Here is a 24,688-nt window from a genome sequence, read left to right as displayed (position 1 = left end):
TGCCAGGCGGTGCACCGCCTGGCATCGAATTTCTCAGAGCCTTGAGCAGCCGATCATCATCCCTGATCGATCGGCAGGGCCACGAAGCGGCTCTGGTCGTTGCTCTGCAATTGCAGCAGCACTGCCTTGCGACCCGTCTTTTCGGCTTCGCTGATGGCGTTGTTGATGTCCTTGGCGCTCTTCACCGTCTGGTTATTGACACTGACGATGATGTCGCCGGAACGGATACCACGGTCGGAGGCATCGCTGTCGGGATCGACATCGGTTACCACCACGCCGTTGCCGTCTTCAGATGGCGTCACGGTCAGGCCATAGGAGTCGAGGGTCTCGCTCTGGCCGCCGCCGCCGTTATCGTCCGAAGGGCTGGTCGCCTTGCCGAGATCGCCCGGCATCGCTTCGATGGTGACATTGATTTCCTCGGCCTTGTTCTTGCGCCAGACGGTGAGTGCCGCCTTTTCACCGGGAGCAACGCCAGCGACCTTGCGCGCCAGATCACGCGTATCCTGCACGGTTTCGCCATTGACTGCCGTGATCACGTCGCCGGACTGGATGCCAGCCTTGGCAGCAGGGCCATGCTTCTGCGGCGAAGCGACGAGTGCGCCCTTCTCTTCGGCAAGGCCGAGCGAAGCGGCGATATCCTTCGTCACCGGCTGTATCTGGACGCCGATCCAGCCACGTTCCACCGAGCCCTTCTTGATGAGCTGGTCAACAACCTGCTTTGCGGTCGAGGCCGGAATTGCAAACGCAATGCCCACGCTGCCGCCCGAAGGCGAGAAGATGGCGGTGTTGATGCCGATGACCTGACCCGACAGGTTGAAGGCCGGACCACCGGAGTTGCCCTTGTTCACGGCTGCGTCGATCTGGATGAAGTCATCGTACGGACCGGCGCCGATATCGCGGCCACGAGCCGACACGATGCCGGAAGTCACCGTGCCGCCAAGACCGAACGGATTACCCACAGCCACCACCCAGTCACCGACGCGAATCTTGTTATCGTCGCCGAATGCGACACAGGTGAACTTCTTCTTCGGATCGTTGACCTTGAGTACAGCCAGATCGGTGCGCGGATCGGTGCCGATCAGCTTCGCATCGAGCTCGGTGCCATCGTCCATCACGACGCTGTAAGCATCGCCGTCGGAAACGACGTGATTGTTGGTTACGACATAGCCGTCTTCAGAAATGAAGAAACCTGACCCCTGGGCAACCGGGCGTTCGTGACCCGGACGGGGACCGCGCTTGCCGCGGCGATCCGGGCGCGCGTCGGGACGTGCATCGCCGCGCGGCTCCATGCCAAAATCGCGGAAGAAGCGCTTGAGTGGATGATCGTCCGGAAGCTGATCGAAACCGGGAGGACCGAAGAACTGGCCGCCACCACGGTCGGCGGTTTGCTGCACGTCCTTCTTGACACGGACGCTGACGACAGCCGGACGAACCTTTTCAACGAGATCGGCAAAACCCGCAGCCTGCGGTGGCGGCGTTACCTGCACGGCATCTGCACGGGCGTCATTGAGCGCGCCGATGGGACCGGTCGCGACAAATCCACCGGCGAGAACGGCCGACAATGCAATCGCGGCAACGCCCTTGCGATAGTTGGAAATCCTGGCTCTGGACATCTATTTCTCCTTACGAGCAGTAATCCGGCCGCGGCCCTGATCATTCAGGAAACGTGGACCTGTGAAACCTTTATAGAGCGTAAGATAGTGAGGGCTACCTTACCGCTCCGTTTCCACCACATGAAAGTTTCGTAAGGTTACGAATAACAAGCGCAGGCGACCAGTGCCTATTTGCCGTCCAGCAGGCGCGAAAGTTCAGCCTTTTCGCTTTCCGTAAGCGGCTTTGGCGCCTCCCCGACCCGCTTGCGGCCGCGAAAGGCAAAAACCAGCGCTACAGCACCGATCAGCAATATGGCGACAGGAAATCCCCACAGCACAACGGTACGCGCACTAAGACGCGGCTTCAAAAGCACGAACTCTCCGTAACGGTCGACGATAAAGTCCATCACCTGTTCGTCACTATCGCCTTCCTTCAGCCGGTCCCGGACAAGAATACGCAGATCGCGGGCGAGCTCGGCATTGGAATCGTCAATGGATTCGTTCTGGCACACCATGCAGCGCAATTCGCCGGAGATGGCACGGGCGCGCTTTTCAAGCACCGGATCGGACAGGACTTCATCCGGATTGACCGCGAGCGCCGCAGTCCCCTGAAAAGCCAGAGCGGTGCCAAGCAGAAGTGCTGCAAATGCCGACCCCTTTTTCATGCTGCGGCCTCCGCTTCTGGTCGAGCCGATTTGCGGCTGCGCGATGGCGCGCCGACCCGGAGACGACGATCCGCCAGGGAGAACAGCGCACCCGCCATCATGACAAGCGCGCCATACCAGATGAGCGTCACATCCGGCTTCCACCATATGCGCACCACGACCGAACCATCGCCCGGTTCATCGCCAAGCGCAACATAGACCTGGCTGAACCACAGTGTCTTGATGCCCGATTCAGTCGTGGGCATCTGGCGCGCCGGGAAGAAACGCTTGGACGGTTCGATCTGTCCAAGGCTGCGCGAGCTGGAATCGAGCAGCGTGAACGTGCCGCGATTTTCGGTGAAATTGGAGCCAGTCAGCGGGCGCAGGCCTTCAAAGCGCAGCGTATAATCCTGCACCTTGGCTGTGTCACCCGGACGCATGATCAGCACATTCTCCGTACCAAACGTCGTCACGCTCACAATGCCGAGCAGTGTCACGCCAAGTCCGATATGGGCAAGTGCCGTGCCGAAGACTGAGCGCGGCAAACCCTTGAAGCGCGCCAACGCCTTGCTTGCGGAGACCTTGCCGATACCAGCCTTGAGAACGAGATCCGTCAGGCTGCCGAAAATCAGCCATGCCGCAAGCCCGATGCCGCAGGCGGCGAGAACCGATTTCGCCGATGTGCTCCACAGAACGATTGCCGCCGCCACAAGGGAGAGCGCGAAAGCCGCCATCAGACGCTGTGACACACCGTAAAGATCGCCGCGCTTCCAGGCGAGCAGCGGACCGAAGGGAACCGCAAACAGAAGCGGGATCATCAGCGGGCCGAACGTCATGTTGAAGAACGGCGCGCCAACGGAAATCTTGTCGCCGGTCATCACTTCCAGCAGCAGCGGGTAAAGCGTGCCGATCAGCACGGTCGCAGCCGCAGTCGTCAGGAACAGATTGTTGAACACCAGCGCGCCTTCACGCGAAATCGGATGGAAGATGCCGCCTGCCGTCAGGCTCTGCACCCGGAGCGCGAAGAGTGACAGCGAACCGCCAATGAAGATCGCAAGAATTGCCAGAATGAAGAGGCCGCGTCCCGGATCGGTGGCGAAGCTGTGAACCGAGGTCAGAACGCCGGAGCGGACGAGGAAGGTGCCGAGCAACGACAGCGAAAAGGTGAGGATCGCAAGCAATACGGTCCAGATTTTCAGCGCCGAGCGCTTTTCCATCACGAGGGCGGAATGGAGCAGCGCGGTGCCGACCAGCCACGGCATGAAGGATGCGTTTTCAACCGGGTCCCAGAACCACCAGCCGCCCCAGCCAAGCTCGTAATAGGCCCAGTAGGAACCCATGGCGATGCCGCCGGTCAGGAACATCCATGCGACAAGCGCCCACGGACGCACCCAGCGCGCCCATGCAGCATCGAGACGCCCTTCGATCAACGCCGCCACTGCAAAGGAGAAGCAGACCGAAAAACCGACATAGCCGAGATAAAGCAGCGGCGGGTGGATCGCGAGACCGATATCCTGAAGGATCGGATTGAGGTCGCCGCCCTCCATCGGGGCCGGAAAAATGCGGGTGAACGGATTCGAGGTGAAGATAATGAATGCCAGAAAGGCAACACCGATCCACCCCTGCACCGCAAGCACATTGGCGCGCAACGTTTCCGGCAGATTGCCGGAAAAGACCGCCACCAGTGCGCTGAAGAAGGTGAGAATGAACACCCAAAGCAGCATGGAGCCTTCGTGATTGCCCCAGACGCCGGTGATCTTGTAGAGGAGCGGCTTTTGCGAGTGCGAGTTTTCGACCACATTCAGGACCGAGAAATCCGACACCACATAGGCATGGACAAGCACCGCCGATGCAAGGCAGATCAGCGCGAAGACCGCAATTGCCGTCGGCACGGCGACTGCCATCAGCTGTGTATCACGGCGATGCGCGCCGACCACCGGCACGATCGATTGGACAATCGACAGTGCCAGTGCCAGAACCAGAGCAAAATGGCCGATCTCGACGCTCATTTGCAGTCTCCATCAGGCACGTAACCGGACATCGCCGGTTTGGATGCGCCAATCATTTGTTTTTACGCATTTCCGAACGCAAAACCGTTTCACGCTTTTGCCGGAAATGCTCTTTCCGTTACTTGCCTTCCCAGACGCCCTTTTCCTTCAGGCTGTCGGCAAGGTCCTTGGGGATGTAATTCTCATCGTGTTTCGCCAGCACGTTGTCGGCGCGGAAAACCCCGCCATCTCCGAAACGCCCTTCGGCGACGACGCCCTGCCCTTCGCGGAAGAGATCAGGCGGAATGCCCTCGAAAACGACCTTCACGGTCTTGATCGTATCGGTCACAGTGAAACGCAGTTCGCTGCCCTCGCGGCTCACGGACCCTTCCTCCACGAGACCGCCGAGACGGAATCGGGAGCCGGAGGCCATATCCTGTTCCGTCAGGTCGGCAGGTGTGCGGAAGAAGCGGATATCCTGACTGAAGGCCATCAGCATCAGCCCGACCGCCGCTGCCAGAACAGCCAGCGCACCGCCGATCAGAAACAGGCGCTTGCGCTTTCTCTGGCTTACGGTGCGGGCAAAATGAGCCGCTGGTTTAGTTTTGCCTGCGTTATCGTCTGCGGTCGCGCTCATTTTTGTGCGTTCCCTGCCTTTAGCTCTAGTCCAAGGCCGGCTGCGAAACTCTCAAGGTTCGTCCGGCTCTCGCCTTCGAGGGCTGTCATTCCGCGACTGAGAGCGTCAAGCGCTGCATCGCGGCGGTTGAGGATCATATAGGAGCGCACAAGGCGCTTCCAGCCTTCGACATCACCACTGTTCTGGCGAAGACTTTCATCAAGACGTTGGACCATGCCTTCGATCATCGCCTGGCGGTCTTCGGGGCTGAGCGTCGAAGCGGCATCAACGTCGTCAGCCGTCGGACCTTTCGGCTGCTGCTGACCGGCTGCGGGATCGCGAAGCCGGGCGATAGCCTGTTCGATCTGGCCGCGCCACGGCGCATCGGCAGGCGCTTTGTCAAGGAAAGCCTGCAGGCGATTGGCCGCCAAATCCATGCGACCGTCCTGCATCTCGCCTTGTGCGAGATAGAATTGCGGGCGCACGTCATTCGGTTCGAGATCGGCAGCTTTCTTGAAAAAGCCTTCGGCCTCGGCGGTGACGGTGCCGCCGGAAGCGGTTGCAAGTGCTTCTCCCAGCCCCAGAACGCGCGGGAAATTCTCGCCCGCGATACGAATGGAACTGCGATAGGCATTGACGGCATCCGCAGCGCGGCCGAGCCGCAGGTAAATCGGCGCCAGCACATCCCATCCGCGCACATCGTCGGGATTCTGGGCCAGATGGGCTTCGGCACGCGCCACCAGCTCATCGACAGAGCCACGATCCGCGCTCGCCGAGAGCCGCTCGGCGAGCGGCATGGACGGCATGTCCGGCTTGCCGAATAGCGGATAGATGCCCCAGGCGATCAATGGAACGGCGAGTACGGCCATAAAGGCCAGCAAACGGCCTGGCGCCGCCTTGCCGGCAGCTTCCACCGCCTCCTTGCCTGACTTTTCGGCATTCAAAATGCGACGTGAAATTTCGATGCGGGCCTGCTCGGCGCTCTGCGGATCGATCATGCCTCTTGCTGCATCAGCCTCGACTTCGCGCAACTGATCCCGATAGACCTCAAGATCGTTTTTTTCCGCAGGCAGGAATGCCTGTTTGCGCCGCGTGAGAGGCAACAAAACAGCCAGAGTGGCTGCCAATGTCAATAGTGCTGCAATAAGCCAGAATCCCATGGCTACGACTTAAGCGCAGCCAAGGGAAAAACCAACCACTACCTGCAGTAAGTTGCCGCCTAGGGCAATTCGCCGCAAAGGTAAGGTTGAGGAATCAGGTCAATGGGGTCCAACTGCCGTCCGGATTGCGACATGCCGTTCCGCGCGCAGTCTGCTGCGATCCGCCGACGGTGAAGCTATGCGAATACTGACGGCAATTCTGGGAGCCGACCTGATAAGGCTGCGCCGCCGTCACATCGCCGGAATTCGATCCGCTGCCGCTCCAGGAAACAACCTTTCCGGCTGGCGAATATTCAAGCGCGCGATATTCCGCCTCCAGCGCCTTCTTGCGGTCGGCTGCATTCAGTTGATTTGCAGAGCCGCCGAGAAGACCATTGCCGAGCGGCGTCAACAGGCTGGTTTCGGGCTTCTGCGCCGCCGAGCCGCCGCCCAGCGAGCCAAGCCCGATTCCCTTGCCGCTGGTCGTGCCGCAAGCTGACAAAGCAAGCGCCACGGCAAACATCGTCGAAGCAACTGAAACCGGGTGAGACAACCTGGATACCATCACCATAACAACCAGCCTTCATAAACAATTAGCATGCACACTATAACGGCATGCGGCTTTTCAATTTATCTTCTAGTTCGCTTTCAGCCAAAAACAACCGTCAATCTTCCGTCCGGGGCAACAGGACCCGGACTTCCAGTCCACCGAACGAACTCTTGCCCAGATTCAAGCCTCCGCCATATTCGCGCACGGTGTCTTGTACGATTGCCAGCCCCAGCCCGGTTCCGGGTTTCGTTTCATCGACGCGACTGCCGCGTTTCAGCGCCGCCTCGATCTTGTCCGACGCCAGCCCCGGCCCGTCGTCTTCTATCACAATTTCGAACTGCCGTTGCTCGCCGGTAACAGGAGCGAGCCTGATATTGATGCGTTTGCGGCCCCATTTACCGGCATTCTCCAGCAGGTTGCCGACGATTTCTTCCAGATCCTCGCGCTCCCCCGCGAAAACCGCATCCGGCAAATCATTTCGGAAGGTAACGCTGAAAGCCGGATTGAGTTTGGCCGTCACCCGCTGCATACGCTCCAGAACGGGCGTTACGGGCGTGCGAAACACAACGCTGTCGCGCTGCGCGGCAATGCGCGCGCGTTGCAGATAATGCTGGATCTGCACCTGCATCGCTTCGCTTTGTTCCTGGACAATGCGCCCATGTTCGCCGCCCATGCTTCGCGCTTCATTGACCAGCACCGAAAGTGGTGTCTTGAGGGAATGGGCGAGATTGCCGACCTGCGTTCGCGACCGCTCCATGATGCGGCGGTTGTTTTCGATCAGCGCATTCATTTCCGTGGCGAGCGGCGCAATCTCGACGGGCAGCGACGCATCGAGCTTTGAGGAGCGCCCCTCGCGAATGTCGGCCAGCGACTGACGCACCTTGTCGAGCGGGCGCAGACCGAACAGGATCACGGCGGCGTTGATAAGAATGCTGCCGATGCCGAAAATCGCCAGATAGATGGCGAGGCGGGTTCTGAAATCGGATATTTCCTTGAGAACTTCGCTGAGATTTCCCATGACGCGAAAACGCGCGACGCGATTGGCGGTATCCAGAACCACTTCCGTTTCAACGATGAAAAGTTCCTCGCCGTTCAGTCCCGGCAAAGTGTAGCTGCGCATGAAGGAACTGTCGAAAGGTGCCTGCGCGACGGGCATTTCGGGCACCAGACGTCCGACGAGAGAAGGCGACTGAAGTTTTCCGGTAAGATTTGGCGTGACGGGATCGACAGACCAGTACCAGCCGGAAAGCGGACTGGAATAACGCAATTCGCCAAGCTCGGGCCGCCCCTGCAGCGTACCGTCACCGGAAATGCTGACGGCACCGACGAGGCTGAACAGATGGGCGGTCAGGAGCCGCTCAAAATTGCTGCGCGCCGCTTCGCCGTATAGCGAGCCGATAAAGGTCGCCACCACCACAAGGGCGACGATGACCCAGATCGTTGAGAGGGTGACGACGCGGACCGCGAGCGAACGCAGCGGAGGAAAGACGCGAAGAAGCTTCAGCTGTCGTTGCCTTTCGCTTCGCCGCCGCCTTCCGAACGGATGCGGTAGCCCATGCCGCGCACGGTCTCGATCAGGTCCACGCCCATCTTCTTGCGGAGGCGACCGACAAAGACTTCGATCGTGTTGGAATCGCGGTCAAAATCCTGATCGTAAAGGTGCTCCACCAGTTCGGTGCGCGACACCACCTCGTCCATGTGGTGCATCAGATAGGACAAAAGCCGGTATTCGTGCGAGGTCAGCTTGAGCGCGACGCCATTGATGCTGGCTTTCGATGTTTTCGTATCGAGATAGAGCGGCCCGCAGACAAGTTCGGACGATGCATGGCCAGCCGCACGGCGGATCAGCGCACGCAGCCGCGCCAGCACTTCCTCGATATGGAAGGGCTTGGCAACATAATCATCGGCGCCCGCATCGATGCCGGCAACCTTGTCGCTCCAGCGATCACGGGCGGTGAGCATAAGAACGGGCATGGTGCGGCCGCTGCGCCGCCAGCGTTCCACAACACTGATGCCGTCCATGCGCGGCAGGCCGATATCAAGTACCACCGCATCGTAAGGCTCGGTATCGCCCAGATGATGACCTTCTTCGCCGTCATAAGCGCGGTCGACCACATAACCGGCGGCGGCCATCGCTTCCGCAAGCTGCCGGTTCAGGTCCTTGTCGTCTTCAACGATCAGGATACGCAAGCGGACGTTCTCCCCTCAATGAATGCAGAACAGCAACGCAAACCGTTGTTATTGAGCGGGAACAGCCACTTCAACGCGGCGCGGGCGTTCGCCATCACGGCCCGGCACCAGCACGACGATGACACACATGGGGCGGCCGTTTTGCGTCGTGGCGGTTGCCTTGGCCAGCTGGCCACCCTGCTGGGCAGCCACCTGTTCGCCGACCGCGGCGCAATCACCCGCGGCAGCGACAATGAGATTGGACTTCTGCGGCGCCGTCATCGGCAATGCACCGGCACTGACCGGCAGCAAGCCAATACTAACCGCGAGAAGCGCGAAAACTTTGAGAGCAGGGTTCTGTTTCATCATGCCGCCTTATATAGCGCCCAACAGCTGAATGATGCATGAACAACCAAACCTCTTGCGGGCCCAAAGGAAAAATCAGCCTCTGACTATCACGGTTTGTGTAATTATGAAATGCGTGATGTTGCCCCGATGCGCCCGATAATCGTAACAATTCCGGCAATTGCGGTCGCCAGTTGCAGCAGAACATCCGTTAGCGCGCCTTGATCGATCAGATCGGTTGCCACACCGAAAACACCGGCAAGCGAGAGAAAAAGCGCTACGAGACCAGCCCAGACCGTGCGCGAAAGATACCAAGATTTATCTGCGTTCATGTTTTTTCCTGTCAGTTAATCATTGCCGGAACGTCGAGACACGCAAAATCGCCCGATCCGCTTTTTGCGCCGATCATTGCAACCCGAAACTGGAAAGCAGCCCCGAATGCCGCATTGCCAAGATCAGCTTGCCTTTCCGCCGCGCCGTAAATCCATGAAGGCGCCGATGCCTGGCTGGCTCGCACCAGCGTGTCGCTCCGCCAGATTTCGATGCGGTAGGCCTCGCGTTCTTCGCCAAGCGGAATATCTTCGCCAAACCAGTTATCGGACCAACCGTCGGCATCGATCCGCCCACGCCTGATCCAGTTGAAGGACAGATCGTCATTCGCCAGCCGCTCCACTTTCAAATGGACGGGGCTGAGCGGACGGAAGCGACACGCTTGCTGCGCAAGCCCGCGCAGGTTTCAAACGTGCTGTCATCGCGCCGTCTTGAGCAAGATGTCCTTGCCTCTTTGTGCCGCCATTCAAATCTCCCTGAAATTTAGTCTGCCGGTTCGGTCACGGCGCGATAGCGCATGGTGCCGAGATAGCTGCCGAGCCCATCGGTATTGCGCGCCAGAACCTCGGTCAGCATCAGGTTCACGACACGATGGCCGCTGACCTCAACCGGCTTCGCGATCTTTGCGGCGATGTCCAGCACACGCTTGCGCCCGCTTTCCCTAGCCCAGATCTGGATATTGAAAAAATGCTCACCGCCCTTTTCCGTCGACGTATTCCAATCGAAACCGCAGCAGGATGCGGTGCGTCACCTCGGGTTGCGGGCGCGTGTCGAAATCCTTCTGCGATGCGGAAAGCGGCTCGGTCCGTCCCCAGACCATGCCGACATCGGACCAGTTCTCGCCGTAACCGCCCATGCCGTCCGCCACCGGCTACAGTGCTTCCAGAACCAGTTCGGATGAGCTGGCCGGATCGATGAAAAGCACGTTGTTCATAGGGACACCCGTTTCCAGCTGTCGATCATCTGGCCGATGACCGGCGGGAAAGAACGCTGCGCGGCATCCGCATCAACACCAGCGCACGATTCGTAAAGATGAGCGACAAGCGTCAGGATCGCCTGTTTCAAAGCGTCCGGCACTTCGACGCCGCTTTCCCCGAAACCGGCCACGAAATCGACTTCCAGACCTACAAATTCGGCTGCGTCGGGATACTGTGCCATATAAAGACGCTGCGGCCTGCGGCTATGATGCAGGACAAGTTCTTCCGGCGAAAAACTGATCGCGGTTCCGTCCGGCCTGTAGGCCACGACAGTCGTCACCATTTTTACCGGATATTTGAACAGGGCAAGACGCCCCGAGCGCGGCCAGCGGTCAACACGCAGCCGCCAGGTCTGCTCGATCAGCGACAGTGCGGTTTCAGCTTCAATGATTTCGCGGGCTGCGGCAATGAGGCGACGCAGAATATCGTCCTCGCCGTCGGTGGAAACTCGTAAAAATGCGCGCACGTCGGCTACCGTCACCGGCTCCAGCGCCGGTGGCGTGACAAGAAACATTGTCATGGACTTCCCTCTAAATGATAACTTTCAAATCAGATAGTTAAACACGAACTCCACATGGAGCTTCCCTTGCTTTGGAGCGGGAAACTACCTGCCAAAACCGGCAGGGCAGCCCGGTAATCTACTGCAAAAACTGACAGCTTCAGGCTGCCAGTTCCGTCAGACGGTGAATTTCAGGAGCTTAATGGCCTCGAAATCCTGCACGCCGCCGCCGACGCGCTTGGTCATATAGAAGAGCACATAGGGTTTGGCGGAATAAGGATCGCGCAGCACGCGCACGCCAATACGATCCACCACCAGATAACCGCGTCCGAAATCGCCGGCAAGCGAACGGGTAAAAGCGCCCGTTCGATCACGTCATTGCCGAGATCGGACAGGCCGGAGATGCTTGCATAGCTGGAAAAGCTGCCGTCCAGCTCCACATCCTCGATGGCAAGCGCGGCTTGTTTCGTTTCCAGTCGCATATCATGCATCGCCATTCTCTCTCCTTTCCTCCGGCAGAATGCCCGGTATCGGAGCCTGTTTCAGCCGCTCGGAAAAGCGCTTGAAGATGCCGAGCGCCGACCAGGCGGCAAGGCTTGCGGCTGCCGATCCCATGAGAATCAGTTCCGCTCGCCCGAGCAATCCGCCGAGAGCCAGGGTTTCGGAAATCTTGACCCCTGCCGCACCGCCGAAAACCATGCCGCAGATGATGCCGACCGCGAAACGGATCGCCGCTTCGCGCTTTCCGTGCGGCATCATATAGGCGAGCGAGACGGCGGAGCCTGCCACCGCGCCCGCCACCTTGGCGAACCAGATCCAGGCCGCTTCCGAAGCGAATACTGCATCGTTGAGGTTGCTCATAACAGTCTCCCTGCTGAATGCGGCTAATAGCCCACTGCATCCCGTTTTTCGTCGGTGAGAAACGATGCCTCGGAAATGCGCCGCCACAGCGATTCCCGCTCGGATGACAGCCCTTCCACGCGGTCGATATCGTGCTCAAGCCGCAGATCGTCGCCGAAATGCGGGCCGCCATCCGGAGAACGCCTTTGCGGTGCGCCCAATCAGCGGCAATACTGTCAGCCGGTAGAAGGCGCGGTTTTCCTCCGCATAATTGGCATAGGTATTATCGCCCGGAATACCGAGCAGCATGGCGGCACACCGAAGGCAAGCGCGATGTCGCGGGCGGCTCCGTTCTTTGCTTCGATGAAATCCACGTCCTGCGGGCTGTAGCCCATCGCCTTCCAGTCCAGGCCGCCTTCCAGAAGCAGCGGACGGCCCGCGCCGGATTGTCGAGAAGCGCCTTGTTCCACGCGCCAGCCGCATTGTGGAGATCGAGCGCCATCAGGGCCGCTTCCAGCGGCGGAAATCCGTAATGATCGTCCAGCAGACGAAACAGCTGGAGCTGCAAGGCAGCCGCGCCGTCACTTCCAAGCGAAAGCCGTCTCGCCGCCTTGCCGGAGCGATAAACCAGCGCCTGCGGCCAGCCATCCGCATCCGTTATGATGCTGACCCGTTCCGGGCGCAAAAGATGCAGTTCCATGCGGCCGCTCGGCAGATCAAGACGTTCGACATAGGCATTGCCGGAAATCAGAAGATGCCCGTATAGCGGCTCGAAAAATGTCGTTCCGTCCGACCCGCATTGAGGGCGGGCAACAGGCTCAAGCAGCGAATGCGTTTCGTGTTCGGTCGCGCCTGCATAAAGCAGCCACGGCACATTGCTTGCCGCTTCCGCAATCATGCGCACGCAGCGATGGGCGACCGGATTGCGCATGAAGCCCTCACGCGCCAGCGAGGTATAATCCCGCGCAATCCACGATGCGCCGTGATCCATATGCAGCGCGACAAATCCGTTCGCCATTTTCGAGCGCCGGGAACCGCCCGGCATGGCGGATGCGGCCCTGCTCGTAGAGCGCAGCCACCGGCTCCGCCCGCAGAAACTTGCCCCGCGAGGCGTGGCGTTTGAGCACCGGCACGCTTGCATCTTTCGCCGCCAGCACCGCCGCCACCATCTCGCCGCCCTGATTGACCTCCGCAATAATCGCATCGGCCTGATGCGCGTGGAAAAGCGCAATGGCCTTCCGCGCCCATTGGTGCGGCTTGGCGGCGTTCATGCTGGCATCGGCAAGCACATGGCCGCTTCCTTCATTGTCGATGCCGGCAACGACAATGCCGCAGGCATCCGACGCCTTGCCGGACGAGGCAGGCGGGTCGATCGCCACAACGATACGAGCCAGTTCCGGGGCTCTCGCCTCGAAACACCGCTCGATGAGGTCGCGCGACCACAGGGCATCGGCGCGTTCCTCGATCAATTCGCCGTCGAGTTCCTGCCGTCCCAAACGCGTCCCGCCATAGCGGTCGTTGATCGCCTGCATGAAGCCTTGCGCCAGATTGTCGGCGTTTTCTTCCGTCCGCATATGGGTCATCGAAACCGAACCATCACGGACCAGAGCTTTCAGGAGCGGAACCGCGCGCGGGGTTGTGGTCACGACCTGTCTCGGAAAAGCGCCAAGACGCAGGCCGAATTGCAGCATGTCCCAGGTTTCCTGCGGGTTTTTCCATTTCGCCAGTTCGTCGCACCATGCAGCATCGAACTGGGGACCGCGCAGGCTGTCGGGATCTTCGGAAGAATAAAGCGACGCCACCGCACCGTTCTCCCATAAAAGCCTGCGGCGTGTCGCTTCATAGCGCGGGCGCGCCAGCCGCGACACCGCCAGAATGCCGGACGGCCCGTCCACCATCACCTCGCGTGCATCGCTCAGGGTTTCGCCCACCAGCGCGATGTGCCCGCAGGCTACCTTGGCAAAGGGCGGCAGTCCCAGCGCTATGCCGGACGCCCATTCCGCCCCTGCCCGCGTCTTGCCGGAGCCGCGACCGCCCATGATAAGCCATGTGAGCCATTCGCCATAAGGCGGCAACTGGGCGTCACGCGCCTGAAACAGCCACTCCGCCTCGGCTGCTTCCATTTGCTGCGGCGTCAGGCCTGCCGTCCAAGATCTGCCGCGCCCGACTTTCTGCAAGTTCGTTTATCCTCCTGCTTATACGCGCCAGCGCCCTGCGCGTGTCGCCCAACGAAGCAGCCGCGCGACCGGCGGGCAACGGACCGGCCGGCTTGTCCTCGGCGCTCAGTTCGCCGACAGACCTGACCGCGCGGGCAATTGCTGTAAAAGACATAACCCTGAAAAGCAGCTATGGCTCCTCAGGGTTATGCACACCGGTATCTGCCGGGGGTAATATAGCAAAACCGGCGACGGTCACACTTTGTCGACCATAGATAAAACCTAACAAAGCACCGTTACGCAGTCAAGGACTATTTTCCTATTATTTGATTTTTTTCCTATAATGAAAAAGCTGCCAGCGCTTTAACCATTTCGCATGAGCTGTGGCTTACTTATCTGCTATGATGGACAGGCAAGCTCCATCTGTCCGCGAAACCAACCGCGCCGAAGTCAGTGAATGCGTAAGACGGCAGAAAAAGATCCCGGAAGCCAAAAGCGCAAGCCGTTCAGGGTTTCGCGCCTGATCGGGCTCGACGCGTGGATCGATTCCACCCTCTACAGCCTGCGCTATAATCTCGGCGAGTGGTGGGAAAACATCACCATCTTCTCCCGGCGTTTTCGCGTGCGGGGTTTCCGGCGTTTCGTCGTCGAGGTTCTCGACGAGGGATTTACGCTCGGGGTTGCCGGAGCGGTGCTGATGCTGGTGCTGGCACTGCCCGCCTTCGAGGAAACCAAGAAGGACTGGCGCGCGCAGGACGACTATGCCGTCACCTTCCTCGATCGCTACGGCAATGAGATCGGCCAGCGCGGCATCCTGCATCGTCAGGCCGTGCCGATCGATGAATTGCCGGATCATGTCATCAAGGCCGTGCTCGGCACGGAGGACCGGCGCTTCTTCGATCATTACGGCATCGACTTCTGGGGCCTGACCCGCGCGTTAAGCCAGAACATGCGCGCCAATGGCGTCGTCCAGGGCGGCTCGACCATCACCCAGCAGCTTGCCAAGAACCTCTTCCTCTCCAACGAGCGTACCATCGAGCGCAAGATCAAGGAAGCCTTCCTCGCGCTCTGGCTGGAAAGCAATCTCAGCAAGAAGGAAATCCTGCAGCTTTACCTCGACCGGGCCTATATGGGCGGCGGAACCTTCGGTATCGCAGCCGCTTCGGAGTTTTATTTCGGCAAGAACATCAAGGATGTCTCGCTGGCGGAAGCCGCGATGCTGGCGGGGCTGTTCAAGGCGCCTGCCAAGTTCGCGCCGCATGTCAACCTGCCCGCAGCGCGTGCGCGCGCCAATGTCGTGCTTTCCAACATGGTTGAAAGCGGTTTCCTGAGCGAGGGACAGATCGCCGTCGCGCGCCGCCATCCGGCAAGCGTCATCGACCGGGCCAAGAATGAGAGTCCCGACTATTTCCTCGACTGGGCGTTCGAGGAAGTGAAGAAGGTCGCTGCCAATATTCCCCAGCACACGCTGATCGTGCGCACGACGCTCGACCACAATATCCAGAAGGCGGCGGAAGAATCGCTCGAATATCACCTGCGCCAGTTCGGCAAGGATTATAATGTTTCGGAAGCGGCAACCGTAGTGATCGCCAATGACGGCTCGGTCCGCGCACTCGTCGGCGGGCGGGACTATGGCGAAAGCCAGTTCAACCGTGCCACAAAGGCGTTGCGGCAGGCCGGTTCGTCCTTCAAGCCTTACGTCTATGCGGCGGCTATGGAAAAGGGGCTGACGCCTAGCACCATTGTCTCGGACGCGCCGATCAGCTGGGGCAACTGGTCACCGCGCAATTATGGCCGCAGTTTCGCGGGCCGCGTGGACCTGACGACCGCGCTTGTGCGTTCGTTGAACAGCGTGCCGGTACGGCTGGCGCGCGATTATCTGACCACCGCCCCCATCGTCGCGCTGACCAAGGCAATGGGCGTCGAATCACCAATCTCGTCGCACAAGACCATGGTGCTTGGCACTTCGGAAATGACGGTGATGGATCAGGCCACCGGCTTCAACGTGTTTCCGAATGCGGGCATGGCCGGCAATCGCCATGCCTTCACGCAGATCGTTTCGCCGGATGGCAAGGTGTTGTGGGATTTCGGTCGCGATGCGCCGAAGCCGCACAGGGCGCTATCGGAAAAGGCAGCGCTCGAAATGAACTCCATGCTGGTGCAAGTGCCCGAACGGGGCACCGGGCGCCGCGCCGCGCTGCCCATGACGCGGGTTGGCGGCAAGACCGGCACGACGCAGAATTATCGCGATGCATGGTTTGTCGGCTTCACCGGAAATTTCACGGCGGCGGTTTGGTTCGGCAACGACAATTTCACTCCCATGAAGGAAATGACCGGCGGCGTTCTGCCTGCCATGGCTTGGCAGCGGATGATGTCCTATGCGCATCAGAACATCGAACTGAAGCCCATACCGGGTGTGACGCCGCCCTTCCCCGCGCCGCCCAAGAAGAGCGAGCCGCAAGTGGCAAACGCCAAGCCGGAGGAAGCCATGGCCGCGCCGCCGCGCGTGCTCTCGCCCCTGTCGACAAAAGTCATCAAGGAGCTGCATGACCGCTTCCTTGCGGCCCCGCCTCTGCCTAAGATCGCCGGGCGCACAAAAATATCGGTACTCTGAGGGGCGATGTTCAAGACGATATTCAACACGGCGATCGTGCTTGCGCTGGCGCTCGGCGGCGGCATTTGGAGCGTCGACAAGGTGCTCGACCGGTTCGAGGGGTTCGGCGAGCTTCGCGTCGGGACCTGGAGCGCCTATCCGGCGGCGGGTACGCCGGATGCCGATCCCTATTCCAAGGCCCGCGCAGCCCGAAAGGCCTATCTGGCGCTTGGAACCGCCGAGGGCCTGCCCTTCTATGCGCGCACCGACGATAGCGGGCGCACGCTTCGGCGCGGCTGCACCTATCGCCTGAGCGGCATGACCCCGCCCGCCCGTTTCTGGACAGTCTATCCGGCCACGCCCAATCTTGAGCCGATCACGCCACGCGAGGGATTGCTGCCAGCGCTGCATTCCCGCGAGGTGCTTTATGGCGATGACGGCAGCGTCACGATCACCATCGCTCCGGATGCCGCGCCCGGCAACTGGCTCCCCGTCGAAGGCGGCGGCGATTTCGTTCTCGTCATGACGCTCTACGACACGCCTGCGGCATCCTCCTCCGGTCTTTCCGATCTGGTCATGCCGGGCTTGGTGCGCGTTGCCGGCGTAAATCCGGGAGCGTGCCGTGGCTAGAATTTTCCGCCTCATCCTTCTCGGCATCATCGGCGCGGCGATCGTCCATATCGCGGTCCTGTTCCTCGTTCCCTTCTATTCCGACAAGAATGCCTGGTCGCGGATCGAAACCGGAAGCGAGCCATACCGTTTCCAGCGGCTGGATCACAAGACCGGCCCCGTCAGCGACAGCGACCCGCTGATACAGGAAGCCACCTGCCGCTTCGACCTTGCAGACGGCCCGGTGCACATCACGGCAGACGCAAACGTGCCTTACTGGTCGCTTTCGATCTATGCGCCCAACGGGGACAATCTCTACAGCCTCAACGACAGCGTTTCCAATGAACGCAAGCTCGACCTTATCCTTGCCGATCCCATCGGCATGGCCAGTCTTCGCTCGGATGGCATTCGCTCCGATGGTTCGCAGGCCGATGCGCGTTCGATCCTGATCGAGCAGAATATCGGTGAGGGTGTTGCCGTGCTGCGCGCCTTCGTGCCCGATGCAACCTGGAACAGGCAAGTGCAGGGCTTCTTCGCGCAAGCGCGGTGCGCGCCGTTTGAGGGACTCTGACCCAGCCGCAACCAAATGCTGTTTCTTTATGGCACGGTTAATGAGTTGCTAAGGCTTCAACGCTACTATCGGGAACACCGACCCATGCGGGGTGCATTTCGTGCAGGCCAGTTGCTGCTGGATGCGTGATCTGCGATTGGGCGGGTGAGTTGGGTGCCTACCGGAGTATTCTGCGTGACAAATGATCAGTTCCGCGCCCTGGAGGATATTTCAGGCCACCGGAGCCCGTCGGATTCAAAAGCGGGGAGAGCCAAGGCGGACGACCTTCTGGCGGCCGCGATTTCGGCATTTGCGGGCATCATGCGTCCCGGACGGCAGGATATGCAGCAGCTCGAAGATCTTGCCATGCCGCTTCTGCAATGCGCTTCCACCCGCGGCAAGCGCCATGCAGCCAATGCGCTGGCCCAACTGGAAGACGCGCCGCGCCGCCTCATTCTCGCGCTCGCCGACCAGCCCGTGGAAATCTCCGCGCCCATTCTCCTGCGCTCGCCCCTCCTGCGCCCTTCCGACCTGATCGAGATCATCGGCAAGAACGGTCTTGCTCATGCGCGCGCCATTGCGCGGCGCCAATCGGGGGATGTGCTTCTGCAAGGCGTGTTGCGCAGTTTCGCCGATCCGGTCATCGACCGCACGCTGGCGCTTCAGGAAAACCTCGCCAATATCGAGGCTGAGCCGCTTGAAAAACCGGATGTGCCAGACCTGTCCACCGCCAAAATACCCCTGATGAAAGAGGGCAGTTCGGAGCGGCTGGCGCGCGCGCTGCAACAGCCTTTCTACGAAACAGGTGCCGCCACCGGCTCGCAGCATCTCATCGATACCGCCCTTCTGATCGACGGCCAGTTCTTTCGCAACGCACTGGCCGATGCGCTCGACCTTTCGTTCGAGCGGGCCGATGCGATTATCGGCCAGTGGCCGGATTCGCACCTGCCGATTGCGCTCAAGGCGCTCGGATTGTCGCCAGCGGAATGCTATCTCACCATGACGGCCATTCTGGGCCCGATCGACACCAATCGCGACAGCCTGCGTGAGTTCGTCCACATCTACCGTTCCATCGACCGCGAAAAGGCGATGGCGCTCGTGCGGCGCTGGAAGGCTGAAGACATGTCGGCCATGCTGCGCGGCAAATTGCGCGAAATGGCGGAAGCAGGGGACGACACCCCGCTTGTGGATGCGGCCAATTCCGATCATCCGTCGCAGCAGCGTTTGGTAAAATAGAACCGTCAGCTAGACGCTTCCCCGTCCTGCGAAATCGAAAAGAACGCCGATGCGTCGGCAATATCTTCCAGTTCGACCAGCCAGAGGTCGGGGTCGAAACGCGTTTCCCGCGCCATGCGGTCACTTGCCGCCAAGTCATCCGCGTCATGAAGAATGCGCAGGAACATGCGCTCTCCATCGTTATCCTCGTCATAGGAGGTTTGCGGCGCAGGCGAATATAAGTCGCATGTGCCGAAGCGCGAGCTTACCTTGATGAAGATCGCACCCGCTTCCGGCGAACCGCGACGGGCGAGATAGGCAAAGCCGCCCTCGCCCTGCACCTTGCGGATCAGGGCGGAAACCCAGAAATCGGATGTCAGGCGCATCGCGAAACCATCAGCTTATCAGGCCGATCTCGCGCATCTTGGCGATGAGCGTTCCATCGATTTCGCCGGTCACGGGCAAGCTGAACAGTTTCTGGAATTCGCGCACGGCTTCCTGCGTCGACTTGCCCGGCTGCCCGTTCACCGGCACCGTGTCATTGCCGAATGCCTTCAGCCCGGCCTGCACGCGGATAATATCCTGCGAACTCACTTTTCCCGATTGTATGGCGGGCGTTGCCGCAACCTGCTTTTTGGCGGCCGGTTTTTCATAGGAAGCAAGGTCAGGCTTCGGCTTTGAAACTGTTTCCGATTTCAAAACGGCAGGCTGCGGACGCGGCGATGGAACCGCGACCTCGATGGCTTTTGCCACCTCATCCTGAACCGGATTGCGCTTCTGCGTGTCAGCCAGCATTTGTGGAGGGATGTTGGCCTCCTGCACGCCGAGCTTTTGCTGCAAGGCGCGCCAGCGTTCCACCGCTTCGCGGGTCTGCGGCCCGGTAAAACCGTCCACCGGCCCCTTGTAAATTCCGAGCGTCGAAAGCCGATGCTGCAGCCGCGCGATCTCCAGATCGGCATTGGGCGCAAGTGCTGGCAGCATATCGTCCACCGATGCGCTCATATTCAGCCGGTCAGCCGACAGGCTGGCGGTTTCAGGCGCCGGTGCGGTCTCGCTTTTCGCGGTTTCAACCGGTTTGGGGGCGTTGTCGCTCGCCGCCGCCGTTCCCGGCAACACCTCGCGCGGGGTTGGCTTGAACACGAAATCCGGCCTGGTGCGGAAGAACACGGCGTTGTGCGCCTCCGGCTGATACCAGAGCGCATTGGCCGAAACGAAACTCATGACCACCAGAAATGCGGTTGCCCCGCCGGTCAGGACGGGGTTGCGCGCAATGAAATCTCCGGCGGCGATTGCAAGCGCCGAGGCCGACGTGAAGAAGAAATGGAGGAGCCGCGATCCGAGACTACGCCGTTTTGCGGGCTTGCGCATTTTTCTGCTCCCGGATTTCGTCGTTCTGCCAGTCATGCTGCCTTTCTCCCTGGTGACGGTGCATGTCGATCACCGTGCCAAGCTCCTGATGTTCGTCTTCTCCCATGACAAATTGCGGCCCCGACACCGGAAGGCGGACCGTGACGATCGTGCCTTCGCCGGGGCAGCTTTTCAGTTGCATCGTTCCCTGATGCAGTTCCACCAACCCCTTGACCACCGAAAGGCCAAGGCCGCTTCCTTCCTGCGCGCGCGCATAATCGTTGTTGGCGCGCACGAATGGCGTGCCGATGCGCTGCATGTCTTCCGGCTCGATGCCGATGCCCGTATCCGACACGCTGAATTCCAGCATTGCACGGCCTTCAGCCATCACGCGCGCCGCATCGATGGTGACGCAGCCGCCGCTTTGCGTGAACTTGACCGCATTTCCGGCGAGGTTGAGCAATATCTGCTGGACGGCGCGGCGGTCGGCCACCAGTTCGCCAACGCCGTTGCCGACGCGGTGGCAGAAGGCGACGCCTTTCTTTTCAGCCAGCGGCAGCATGACGGCGGTGCACATTTCGGCTGCTTCGCGGAAAGCGAGCGTCTGCGGATCAATGCTGTAATTGCCGGTTTCCAGACGCGAATTGTCGAGAACGGCGTTCACAAGCTCCAACAGATAATGGCCGGACTGGTGGATGAGGCCAGCATATTCGCGCTGCTTTTCATTGGCCAGCTTGCCGCCCATTTCATGCGACAGCATGTCGGAAAAGCCGATGATGGAATTGAGCGGCGTGCGCAGCTCATGGCTGACGGCTGCGAGCAGACGGCCCTTGCCGATGCGCTCCGATTCCAGTTCCGCTTTCAGCGTGGCGATTTCTTCCAGAAGCTTCTGCTCGCCTTCCAGCGAACGGCCGATCAGCGTGATGGCGCGAGCGCTTGCCGCACCTTCGAGCCGATAGGCGCGGAAGACGGTCTCGCCATTTTCGATGGAGCGCAGGCGCACGTCGATCTTGCGCACCGTGGCACCGGCGCGCAGATCGGCCAGAAGCGAAAGATATTCAACGCGGTCGGCCACATGCACGCGGTCGATCAGGGCAGTGCCCTCCAGCATTTTCGGCTGCACGCCCAGAAGCCTCGCAGAGTTCGCATCGACCGAAGACACTACGCCATCCGCATCGAGGCAGAACTGCACGTCACCGGCAGCAACCGCGATCTGCGGTGCGCCGACCTTGATCTCGGCAGGCCGGGCGGCGCTCACAAAGCCACGCGCGACAAGGCTTGCGGCATAAAGGACAAGAACCGCGACAGACACATAGCTGCCGCCGGAAACAGCGCCGCCGCTTGCAGTCGCAAGGAAACCCAGAATGATCGCGGCGAAAGCAGCGCCTGCGGCGGCAGCGCCCGGCTTGCGGGTTGCAAACCAGATCTCAAGCGGCAGAGCTGCCGCCATCAGCCACAGGACCGCATTGCCATGCGAAAAGGCGCCAAGGGCAGCAAGACCCGCGCCATAGGCAGCGAAGTTCAGGCCAGCCAGAACGGGCGCAGCGACGCCCATCAGCGACAGCGCGCACAGGATCATGGCCATGCCTGCAAAGCTGGCGGCGAGAATCGCAAATTCCGTGAATCCCGGCGTCACGCCGGAGCCAAGCACCGCAGCACAAAGCAGGACCGGCACGGTGACGACCGAGCCGATGACACGTATGGAGGCCGCGTCGGGCGTGGATACCCAGCGGCGGCAGAAACGTTCGTAAAAACGGCTGATCGCCTGCACATTCATGCGGACGGATTCGGCTGTTTTCAAAAGAATGGCGTTCAACGTGCCCTACTCACTCAATACTCTTGCATGGTCTGAACCGGAAAACCGTGCGCCGTGGCGACGCTCTTCCAGCCAGCAACAGATTGCAGCCGAGGCTTTAAAGAAACGATAAAGCGGAGCCAACCAAAGCAGATAAGTGAGACGCCGGGTCTGCTTTTCTGTCTATGGTAAACAGAGAGTAGCAATCGACGAGACGCCACTGCCGCCTGCGTGCAATTTAGCGTTCAAACCGGATGGTTACGGAATCTTTTCAAATTCATCCGACATTGACGCGTACATATCGCAACAGAAGCAAGGCAATGATCCGTTTTCTCCTCAAATCCGCATTCTGGCTGACGCTGGCATTCCTTGTCATGCCGCGCATCTTCTCCGCGGATGAGCAGAACAAGCCGCAGGAGAAACCCGCCATCGCCGAAACGAAGCAGGAACCGGATTCCATCGGCCAGCTTCTCGCCAATGGCAAAACCGCCGTGGAGCTGGGCAAGCTTTGCATCGACAACCCGTCTTTTTGCCAGAACGGAACCTCGCTCATTTCCAGCGCCGGAAGCGGACTTCTGGAAGGAAGCCGTGTTGCGCTCGAATATCTGAGCGACCGCTTCGGCACCAAGCCGCAACCGCCCGCGAAAGCGGAACCCGCCGCATCCGAACCCGCGCAGGCCGCAACCGGCATTCCCATCCCGACATCGCGGGAAGAAGCCCTTCGCGCACTGGATCGTCGCGCGACTGGCGCGATTGGGCGTTAGTCATCATGCTCCAGGCTTTTGTTCGAGCATGATTTTATCTGATCGCAGCAGGATCAGAAATCAGTCCAGTGGACTGATTTCCCTGCGTAGACGGTTCCCACTTTTCGGAATCATGGTTCAGGCTTTTGTTTGAGCATGATTTTACCCGAAAACCGGTTCCCACTTTTCGGAATCATGCTCTGGTTTTCCGTGACCTCGCCACGTTTCATGACTATATAAGCGGCAAGAAACTTCTTTCAGGCGAGTACAATGACCACGACCATCGATAGCATCATGTCCGATTTCGAATTTCTCGACGATTGGGAAGATCGCTTTCGCTATGTCATCGATCTCGGCAAGGAACTGCCGCCCTATCCCGACGATGCGCGCGATGCGGAGCACAAGGTGCAGGGCTGTGTCAGCCAGGTCTGGCTGAAGACGCTGCCGCAAGGCGGTAGCGATCCGGTCATCGAGTTTCTCGGCGATTCCGATGCGCATATCGTGCGCGGCCTTGTGGCCATTGTGCTGGCGCTTTATTCGGGCCGCAAGGCTTCGGAAATCCTGACGATAGACCCCGAAGCCATTTTGAAAAAGCTCGGCCTCGACGAGCACCTCACCCCGCAGCGCGCCAATGGCCTGCGTTCCATGGTTGCGCGCATCCGCCGGGAAGCGGAACTGGCGAAAGAATCAGCCTAGCAGTTTTTCCACCGACAAGGCTGCGGCCAGCAGCCTTTTGTCCGTGCTGCCGCGCGCGGTGAGCATGAAGCCGGTCGGCAGCACCATGCCCGGCATGGGCAAGGTGATGCTGCACAGGTCGAACTGGTTGCCGACTTGTGTATCCCGCAAAAGCAGCCCCTCAACTCGATCATACTCGGCCTCGTCATTACTGACCGAGGCAATCGTCGGCGCAACGATGGGCGTAGCGGGCGTCACGAACATGTCGAACCGGCTCAAACGCTCGTCCATTTTCCGCACCAGCGCTGCCCGCGTTTCCATGATCCCGCCATAGGTTTCCATCGGCACCTTGACCCGGACAGAGAGCGGGCGCTTCACGCGGATATCGACATTGGCATCGGGATCACCAAGCCATGTCGACGCATGAACATGGCTTGCCTCAATGCCGGCGATGGAGCCGACGCTGGTTGCCTCACGCAGGCGCTGGATCAGGTCGTCGACTTCCAGATCGGCAATGACAGCGCCCGCTTTTTCAAGAAGCGCGACGGTGGCCGCGAAATGCTTTACCACATCCGGCTCCATATCGGCCAGAAGATAGCCCTTCGGCAGCGCGACGCGCAGACCTTTCAGCGGCAGGGCTTCAGGCAGGACCGGCGTTTCGCCCGCCATGATCGCGTCCGTCAGAATGGCGTCGGCGACGGTTCTGGTCAACGGGCCGACGGAATCAAGCGATGGCGCCAGCGGAAAAGCACCGTCGAGCGGAATGCGCCGGGCTGTCGGCTTGAAGCCGACAAGGCCGTTCAGCGCCGCCGGGATACGCACCGACCCGCCCGTATCCGAACCGATGGCAATCTCGCTCGTGCCTTCCGCAGCCGAGACTGCCGCACCCGAGGACGAGCCGCCCGGAATGCGCGTCGGGTCAATGGCATTGCCCGGCTCGCCATAATGCGGATTGAGGCCGACCGGCGTGAAGGCAAATTCCGTCATATGGGTTTTGCCGACAATGACCGCGCCCGCCTCGCGCAGACGGCGGACAATCGTTGCATCCTGCGTCGCAGGTACCGCATCACGGCGGATAACCGAGCCTGCGAGCGTCGGTTCTCCGGCAACATCGAAGAGATCCTTGATCGAAACGATGCGCCCGTCGAGGGGGCCGATAGTGCGTCCGTCGCGCAGGCGCGCATCGGCCGCATCCGCCTCGGCACGCGCCTGCTGCGTGTAAACCTTGCTGAAAACGCACTCGTTCCCTGCCCGCGCTTCCAGCCGCGACAGGATGCTTTCCAGCCGATCCCGTACCGAATTCATTTGATTTCTCC

General features: G+C 60.3%; 25 protein-coding genes and 5 pseudogenes. 6 read left to right on the top strand and 24 right to left on the bottom strand.

Features of this window, described 5'->3' with window-relative positions; translation table 11 throughout:
- Positions 1-56: 56 nt before the first annotated feature.
- The 20 genes and pseudogenes from F9K78_RS19725 to F9K78_RS19635 form a co-directional block, all read right to left on the bottom strand.
- Entirely contained in the window at positions 57-1,613 is a 1,557-nt protein-coding gene (locus F9K78_RS19725; protein ID WP_151682617.1) for a Do family serine endopeptidase, read from the bottom strand.
- Positions 1,614-1,780: 167 nt separating this feature from the next.
- The gene (locus F9K78_RS19720) at positions 1,781-2,257 is read right to left on the bottom strand and encodes a cytochrome c-type biogenesis protein (protein ID WP_151682616.1); all 477 of its coding nucleotides are present in this window, start codon (positions 2,255-2,257) and stop codon (positions 1,781-1,783) included.
- Complete coding sequence (locus tag F9K78_RS19715; protein WP_121983064.1) at positions 2,254-4,245, bottom strand: heme lyase CcmF/NrfE family subunit; 1,992 nt, start codon at positions 4,243-4,245, stop codon at positions 2,254-2,256. The genes F9K78_RS19720 and F9K78_RS19715 overlap by 4 nt, the downstream gene beginning before the upstream one ends.
- 118 nt (positions 4,246-4,363) lie before the next feature.
- On the bottom strand, positions 4,364-4,861 hold the full coding sequence (ccmE, locus tag F9K78_RS19710) for a cytochrome c maturation protein CcmE (protein ID WP_121983065.1): 498 nt from the start codon (positions 4,859-4,861) through the stop codon (positions 4,364-4,366).
- On the bottom strand, positions 4,858-6,000 hold the full coding sequence (ccmI, locus tag F9K78_RS19705) for a c-type cytochrome biogenesis protein CcmI (RefSeq protein ID WP_121983066.1): 1,143 nt from the start codon (positions 5,998-6,000) through the stop codon (positions 4,858-4,860). The genes ccmE and ccmI overlap by 4 nt, the downstream gene beginning before the upstream one ends.
- 94 nt (positions 6,001-6,094) lie before the next feature.
- Entirely contained in the window at positions 6,095-6,550 is a 456-nt protein-coding gene (locus tag F9K78_RS19700) for a hypothetical protein (protein ID WP_121983067.1), read from the bottom strand.
- A gap of 94 nt (positions 6,551-6,644) precedes the next feature.
- Complete coding sequence (locus F9K78_RS19695; protein ID WP_208851937.1) at positions 6,645-7,943, bottom strand: ATP-binding protein; 1,299 nt, start codon at positions 7,941-7,943, stop codon at positions 6,645-6,647.
- 86 nt (positions 7,944-8,029) lie between these two features.
- Positions 8,030-8,719: a response regulator transcription factor gene (locus F9K78_RS19690; RefSeq protein WP_151682614.1), complete on the bottom strand. Its 690-nt coding sequence runs from the start codon at positions 8,717-8,719 to the stop codon at positions 8,030-8,032.
- Between the two features lie 48 nt (positions 8,720-8,767).
- Positions 8,768-9,064, bottom strand: a complete 297-nt coding sequence (locus F9K78_RS19685) for a hypothetical protein (protein ID WP_151682613.1) — start codon at positions 9,062-9,064, stop codon at positions 8,768-8,770.
- A gap of 104 nt (positions 9,065-9,168) precedes the next feature.
- Positions 9,169-9,375 (bottom strand): hypothetical protein, encoded by a 207-nt coding sequence (locus F9K78_RS19680; RefSeq protein WP_025091277.1) that lies wholly within the window; start codon positions 9,373-9,375, stop codon positions 9,169-9,171.
- Between the two features lie 11 nt (positions 9,376-9,386).
- Positions 9,387-9,722 carry a hypothetical protein gene (locus F9K78_RS19675; RefSeq protein WP_459562230.1) on the bottom strand — a complete coding sequence of 112 codons (336 nt, stop codon included), beginning with the start codon at positions 9,720-9,722 and terminating at the stop codon, positions 9,387-9,389.
- A gap of 23 nt (positions 9,723-9,745) precedes the next feature.
- A pseudogene (locus tag F9K78_RS19670) lies at positions 9,746-9,839 on the bottom strand (phage major tail protein, TP901-1 family); the annotation flags it as partial.
- A gap of 17 nt (positions 9,840-9,856) precedes the next feature.
- Positions 9,857-10,096: pseudogene (gp17, locus tag F9K78_RS19665) on the bottom strand (tail completion protein gp17); the annotation flags it as partial.
- Positions 10,095-10,307 (bottom strand): annotated as a pseudogene (locus F9K78_RS19660) (head-tail adaptor protein); the annotation flags it as partial. The pseudogenes gp17 and F9K78_RS19660, both read right to left, overlap by 2 nt.
- Positions 10,304-10,870: a head-tail connector protein gene (locus tag F9K78_RS19655; RefSeq protein WP_151682611.1), complete on the bottom strand. Its 567-nt coding sequence runs from the start codon at positions 10,868-10,870 to the stop codon at positions 10,304-10,306. The pseudogene F9K78_RS19660 and the gene F9K78_RS19655, both read right to left, overlap by 4 nt.
- Positions 10,871-11,026: 156 nt before the next feature.
- Positions 11,027-11,188, bottom strand: a pseudogene (locus F9K78_RS19650) (phage major capsid protein); the annotation flags it as partial.
- A 144-nt stretch (positions 11,189-11,332) separates the two neighbouring features.
- Positions 11,333-11,710, bottom strand: coding sequence for a DUF6107 family protein (locus F9K78_RS19645; RefSeq protein ID WP_122066675.1), 378 nt, complete (start codon positions 11,708-11,710; stop codon positions 11,333-11,335).
- Positions 11,711-11,733: 23 nt separating this feature from the next.
- Entirely contained in the window at positions 11,734-11,910 is a 177-nt protein-coding gene (locus F9K78_RS22390) for a hypothetical protein (protein ID WP_208851939.1), read from the bottom strand.
- A 15-nt stretch (positions 11,911-11,925) separates the two neighbouring features.
- Positions 11,926-12,587, bottom strand: a pseudogene (locus F9K78_RS19640) (phage portal protein).
- Between the two features lie 40 nt (positions 12,588-12,627).
- Positions 12,628-13,812, bottom strand: a complete 1,185-nt coding sequence (locus F9K78_RS19635; RefSeq protein ID WP_167518141.1) for a DNA-packaging protein — start codon at positions 13,810-13,812, stop codon at positions 12,628-12,630.
- Positions 13,813-14,302: 490 nt separating this feature from the next.
- On the opposite strand from F9K78_RS19635, the gene F9K78_RS19630 reads away from it, so the two are divergent.
- The 4 genes from F9K78_RS19630 (at position 14,303) to F9K78_RS19615 (ending at position 18,833) form a co-directional block, all read left to right on the top strand.
- Entirely contained in the window at positions 14,303-16,459 is a 2,157-nt protein-coding gene (locus F9K78_RS19630) for a penicillin-binding protein 1A (protein ID WP_122066674.1), read from the top strand.
- Positions 16,460-16,465: 6 nt separating this feature from the next.
- A complete protein-coding gene (locus tag F9K78_RS19625) occupies positions 16,466-17,068 on the top strand; it encodes a DUF1214 domain-containing protein (RefSeq protein ID WP_122066673.1) in 603 nt (200 codons plus the stop codon).
- The gene (locus F9K78_RS19620; protein ID WP_122066672.1) at positions 17,061-17,618 is read left to right on the top strand and encodes a DUF1254 domain-containing protein; all 558 of its coding nucleotides are present in this window, start codon (positions 17,061-17,063) and stop codon (positions 17,616-17,618) included. The genes F9K78_RS19625 and F9K78_RS19620 overlap by 8 nt, the downstream gene beginning before the upstream one ends.
- 174 nt (positions 17,619-17,792) lie before the next feature.
- On the top strand, positions 17,793-18,833 hold the full coding sequence (locus F9K78_RS19615) for a DUF2336 domain-containing protein (protein ID WP_151682609.1): 1,041 nt from the start codon (positions 17,793-17,795) through the stop codon (positions 18,831-18,833).
- 5 nt (positions 18,834-18,838) lie between these two features.
- Here the strand turns inward: F9K78_RS19615 and F9K78_RS19610 are convergent, their stop codons facing one another.
- From F9K78_RS19610 to F9K78_RS19600, 3 genes are read right to left on the bottom strand one after another with little or no spacing between them, the layout of a single operon-like run.
- Positions 18,839-19,198 carry a DUF1491 family protein gene (locus F9K78_RS19610; protein ID WP_121986785.1) on the bottom strand — a complete coding sequence of 120 codons (360 nt, stop codon included), beginning with the start codon at positions 19,196-19,198 and terminating at the stop codon, positions 18,839-18,841.
- 10 nt (positions 19,199-19,208) lie between these two features.
- Entirely contained in the window at positions 19,209-20,180 is a 972-nt protein-coding gene (locus F9K78_RS19605) for a peptidoglycan-binding domain-containing protein (protein WP_121986786.1), read from the bottom strand.
- The gene (locus F9K78_RS19600; RefSeq protein WP_121986787.1) at positions 20,155-21,975 is read right to left on the bottom strand and encodes a sensor histidine kinase; all 1,821 of its coding nucleotides are present in this window, start codon (positions 21,973-21,975) and stop codon (positions 20,155-20,157) included. The genes F9K78_RS19605 and F9K78_RS19600 overlap by 26 nt, the downstream gene beginning before the upstream one ends.
- 299 nt (positions 21,976-22,274) lie before the next feature.
- Here F9K78_RS19600 and F9K78_RS19595 point away from each other — a divergent pair, with 299 nt between their 5' ends.
- On the top strand, positions 22,275-22,718 hold the full coding sequence (locus tag F9K78_RS19595) for a hypothetical protein (RefSeq protein WP_121986809.1): 444 nt from the start codon (positions 22,275-22,277) through the stop codon (positions 22,716-22,718).
- 249 nt (positions 22,719-22,967) lie between these two features.
- Positions 22,968-23,393 (top strand): SufE family protein, encoded by a 426-nt coding sequence (locus F9K78_RS19590; RefSeq protein ID WP_151682608.1) that lies wholly within the window; start codon positions 22,968-22,970, stop codon positions 23,391-23,393.
- Here the strand turns inward: F9K78_RS19590 and F9K78_RS19585 are convergent.
- Entirely contained in the window at positions 23,385-24,677 is a 1,293-nt protein-coding gene (locus F9K78_RS19585) for an amidase (RefSeq protein WP_121986788.1), read from the bottom strand. The two genes, F9K78_RS19590 and F9K78_RS19585, sit on opposite strands and share 9 nt — an antisense overlap.
- Between the last annotated feature and the right edge of the window lie 11 nt (positions 24,678-24,688).

The sequence above is a fragment of the Brucella pseudintermedia genome, assembly GCF_008932435.1.
Lineage (GTDB): Bacteria > Pseudomonadota > Alphaproteobacteria > Rhizobiales > Rhizobiaceae > Brucella > Brucella pseudintermedia.
The sequence above is the reverse complement of the archived record's forward strand: the minus strand, read 5'-3'. Positions and strand labels throughout refer to the sequence as shown.

Bases quoted from the DNA above. Each gene is read 5' to 3' on its own strand.
- F9K78_RS19725 (WP_151682617.1), bottom strand. From the start codon at position 1,613: ATGTCCAGAGCCAGGATTTCCAACTATCGCAAGGGCGTTGCCGCGATT.
- F9K78_RS19720 (WP_151682616.1), bottom strand. From the start codon at position 2,257: ATGAAAAAGGGGTCGGCATTTGCAGCACTTCTGCTTGGCACCGCTCTG.
- F9K78_RS19715 (WP_121983064.1), bottom strand. From the start codon at position 4,245: ATGAGCGTCGAGATCGGCCATTTTGCTCTGGTTCTGGCACTGGCACTG.
- ccmE (WP_121983065.1), bottom strand. From the start codon at position 4,861: ATGAGCGCGACCGCAGACGATAACGCAGGCAAAACTAAACCAGCGGCT.
- ccmI (WP_121983066.1), bottom strand. From the start codon at position 6,000: ATGGGATTCTGGCTTATTGCAGCACTATTGACATTGGCAGCCACTCTG.
- F9K78_RS19700 (WP_121983067.1), bottom strand. From the start codon at position 6,550: ATGGTGATGGTATCCAGGTTGTCTCACCCGGTTTCAGTTGCTTCGACG.
- F9K78_RS19685 (WP_151682613.1), bottom strand. From the start codon at position 9,064: ATGAAACAGAACCCTGCTCTCAAAGTTTTCGCGCTTCTCGCGGTTAGT.
- F9K78_RS19680 (WP_025091277.1), bottom strand. From the start codon at position 9,375: ATGAACGCAGATAAATCTTGGTATCTTTCGCGCACGGTCTGGGCTGGT.
- F9K78_RS19655 (WP_151682611.1), bottom strand. From the start codon at position 10,870: ATGACAATGTTTCTTGTCACGCCACCGGCGCTGGAGCCGGTGACGGTA.
- F9K78_RS19645 (WP_122066675.1), bottom strand. From the start codon at position 11,710: ATGAGCAACCTCAACGATGCAGTATTCGCTTCGGAAGCGGCCTGGATC.
- F9K78_RS19635 (WP_167518141.1), bottom strand. From the start codon at position 13,812: ATGGAAGCAGCCGAGGCGGAGTGGCTGTTTCAGGCGCGTGACGCCCAG.
- F9K78_RS19630 (WP_122066674.1), top strand. From the start codon at position 14,303: ATGCGTAAGACGGCAGAAAAAGATCCCGGAAGCCAAAAGCGCAAGCCG.
- F9K78_RS19625 (WP_122066673.1), top strand. From the start codon at position 16,466: ATGTTCAAGACGATATTCAACACGGCGATCGTGCTTGCGCTGGCGCTC.
- F9K78_RS19610 (WP_121986785.1), bottom strand. From the start codon at position 19,198: ATGCGCCTGACATCCGATTTCTGGGTTTCCGCCCTGATCCGCAAGGTG.
- F9K78_RS19605 (WP_121986786.1), bottom strand. From the start codon at position 20,180: ATGCGCAAGCCCGCAAAACGGCGTAGTCTCGGATCGCGGCTCCTCCAT.
- F9K78_RS19595 (WP_121986809.1), top strand. From the start codon at position 22,275: ATGATCCGTTTTCTCCTCAAATCCGCATTCTGGCTGACGCTGGCATTC.
- F9K78_RS19590 (WP_151682608.1), top strand. From the start codon at position 22,968: ATGACCACGACCATCGATAGCATCATGTCCGATTTCGAATTTCTCGAC.
- F9K78_RS19585 (WP_121986788.1), bottom strand. From the start codon at position 24,677: ATGAATTCGGTACGGGATCGGCTGGAAAGCATCCTGTCGCGGCTGGAA.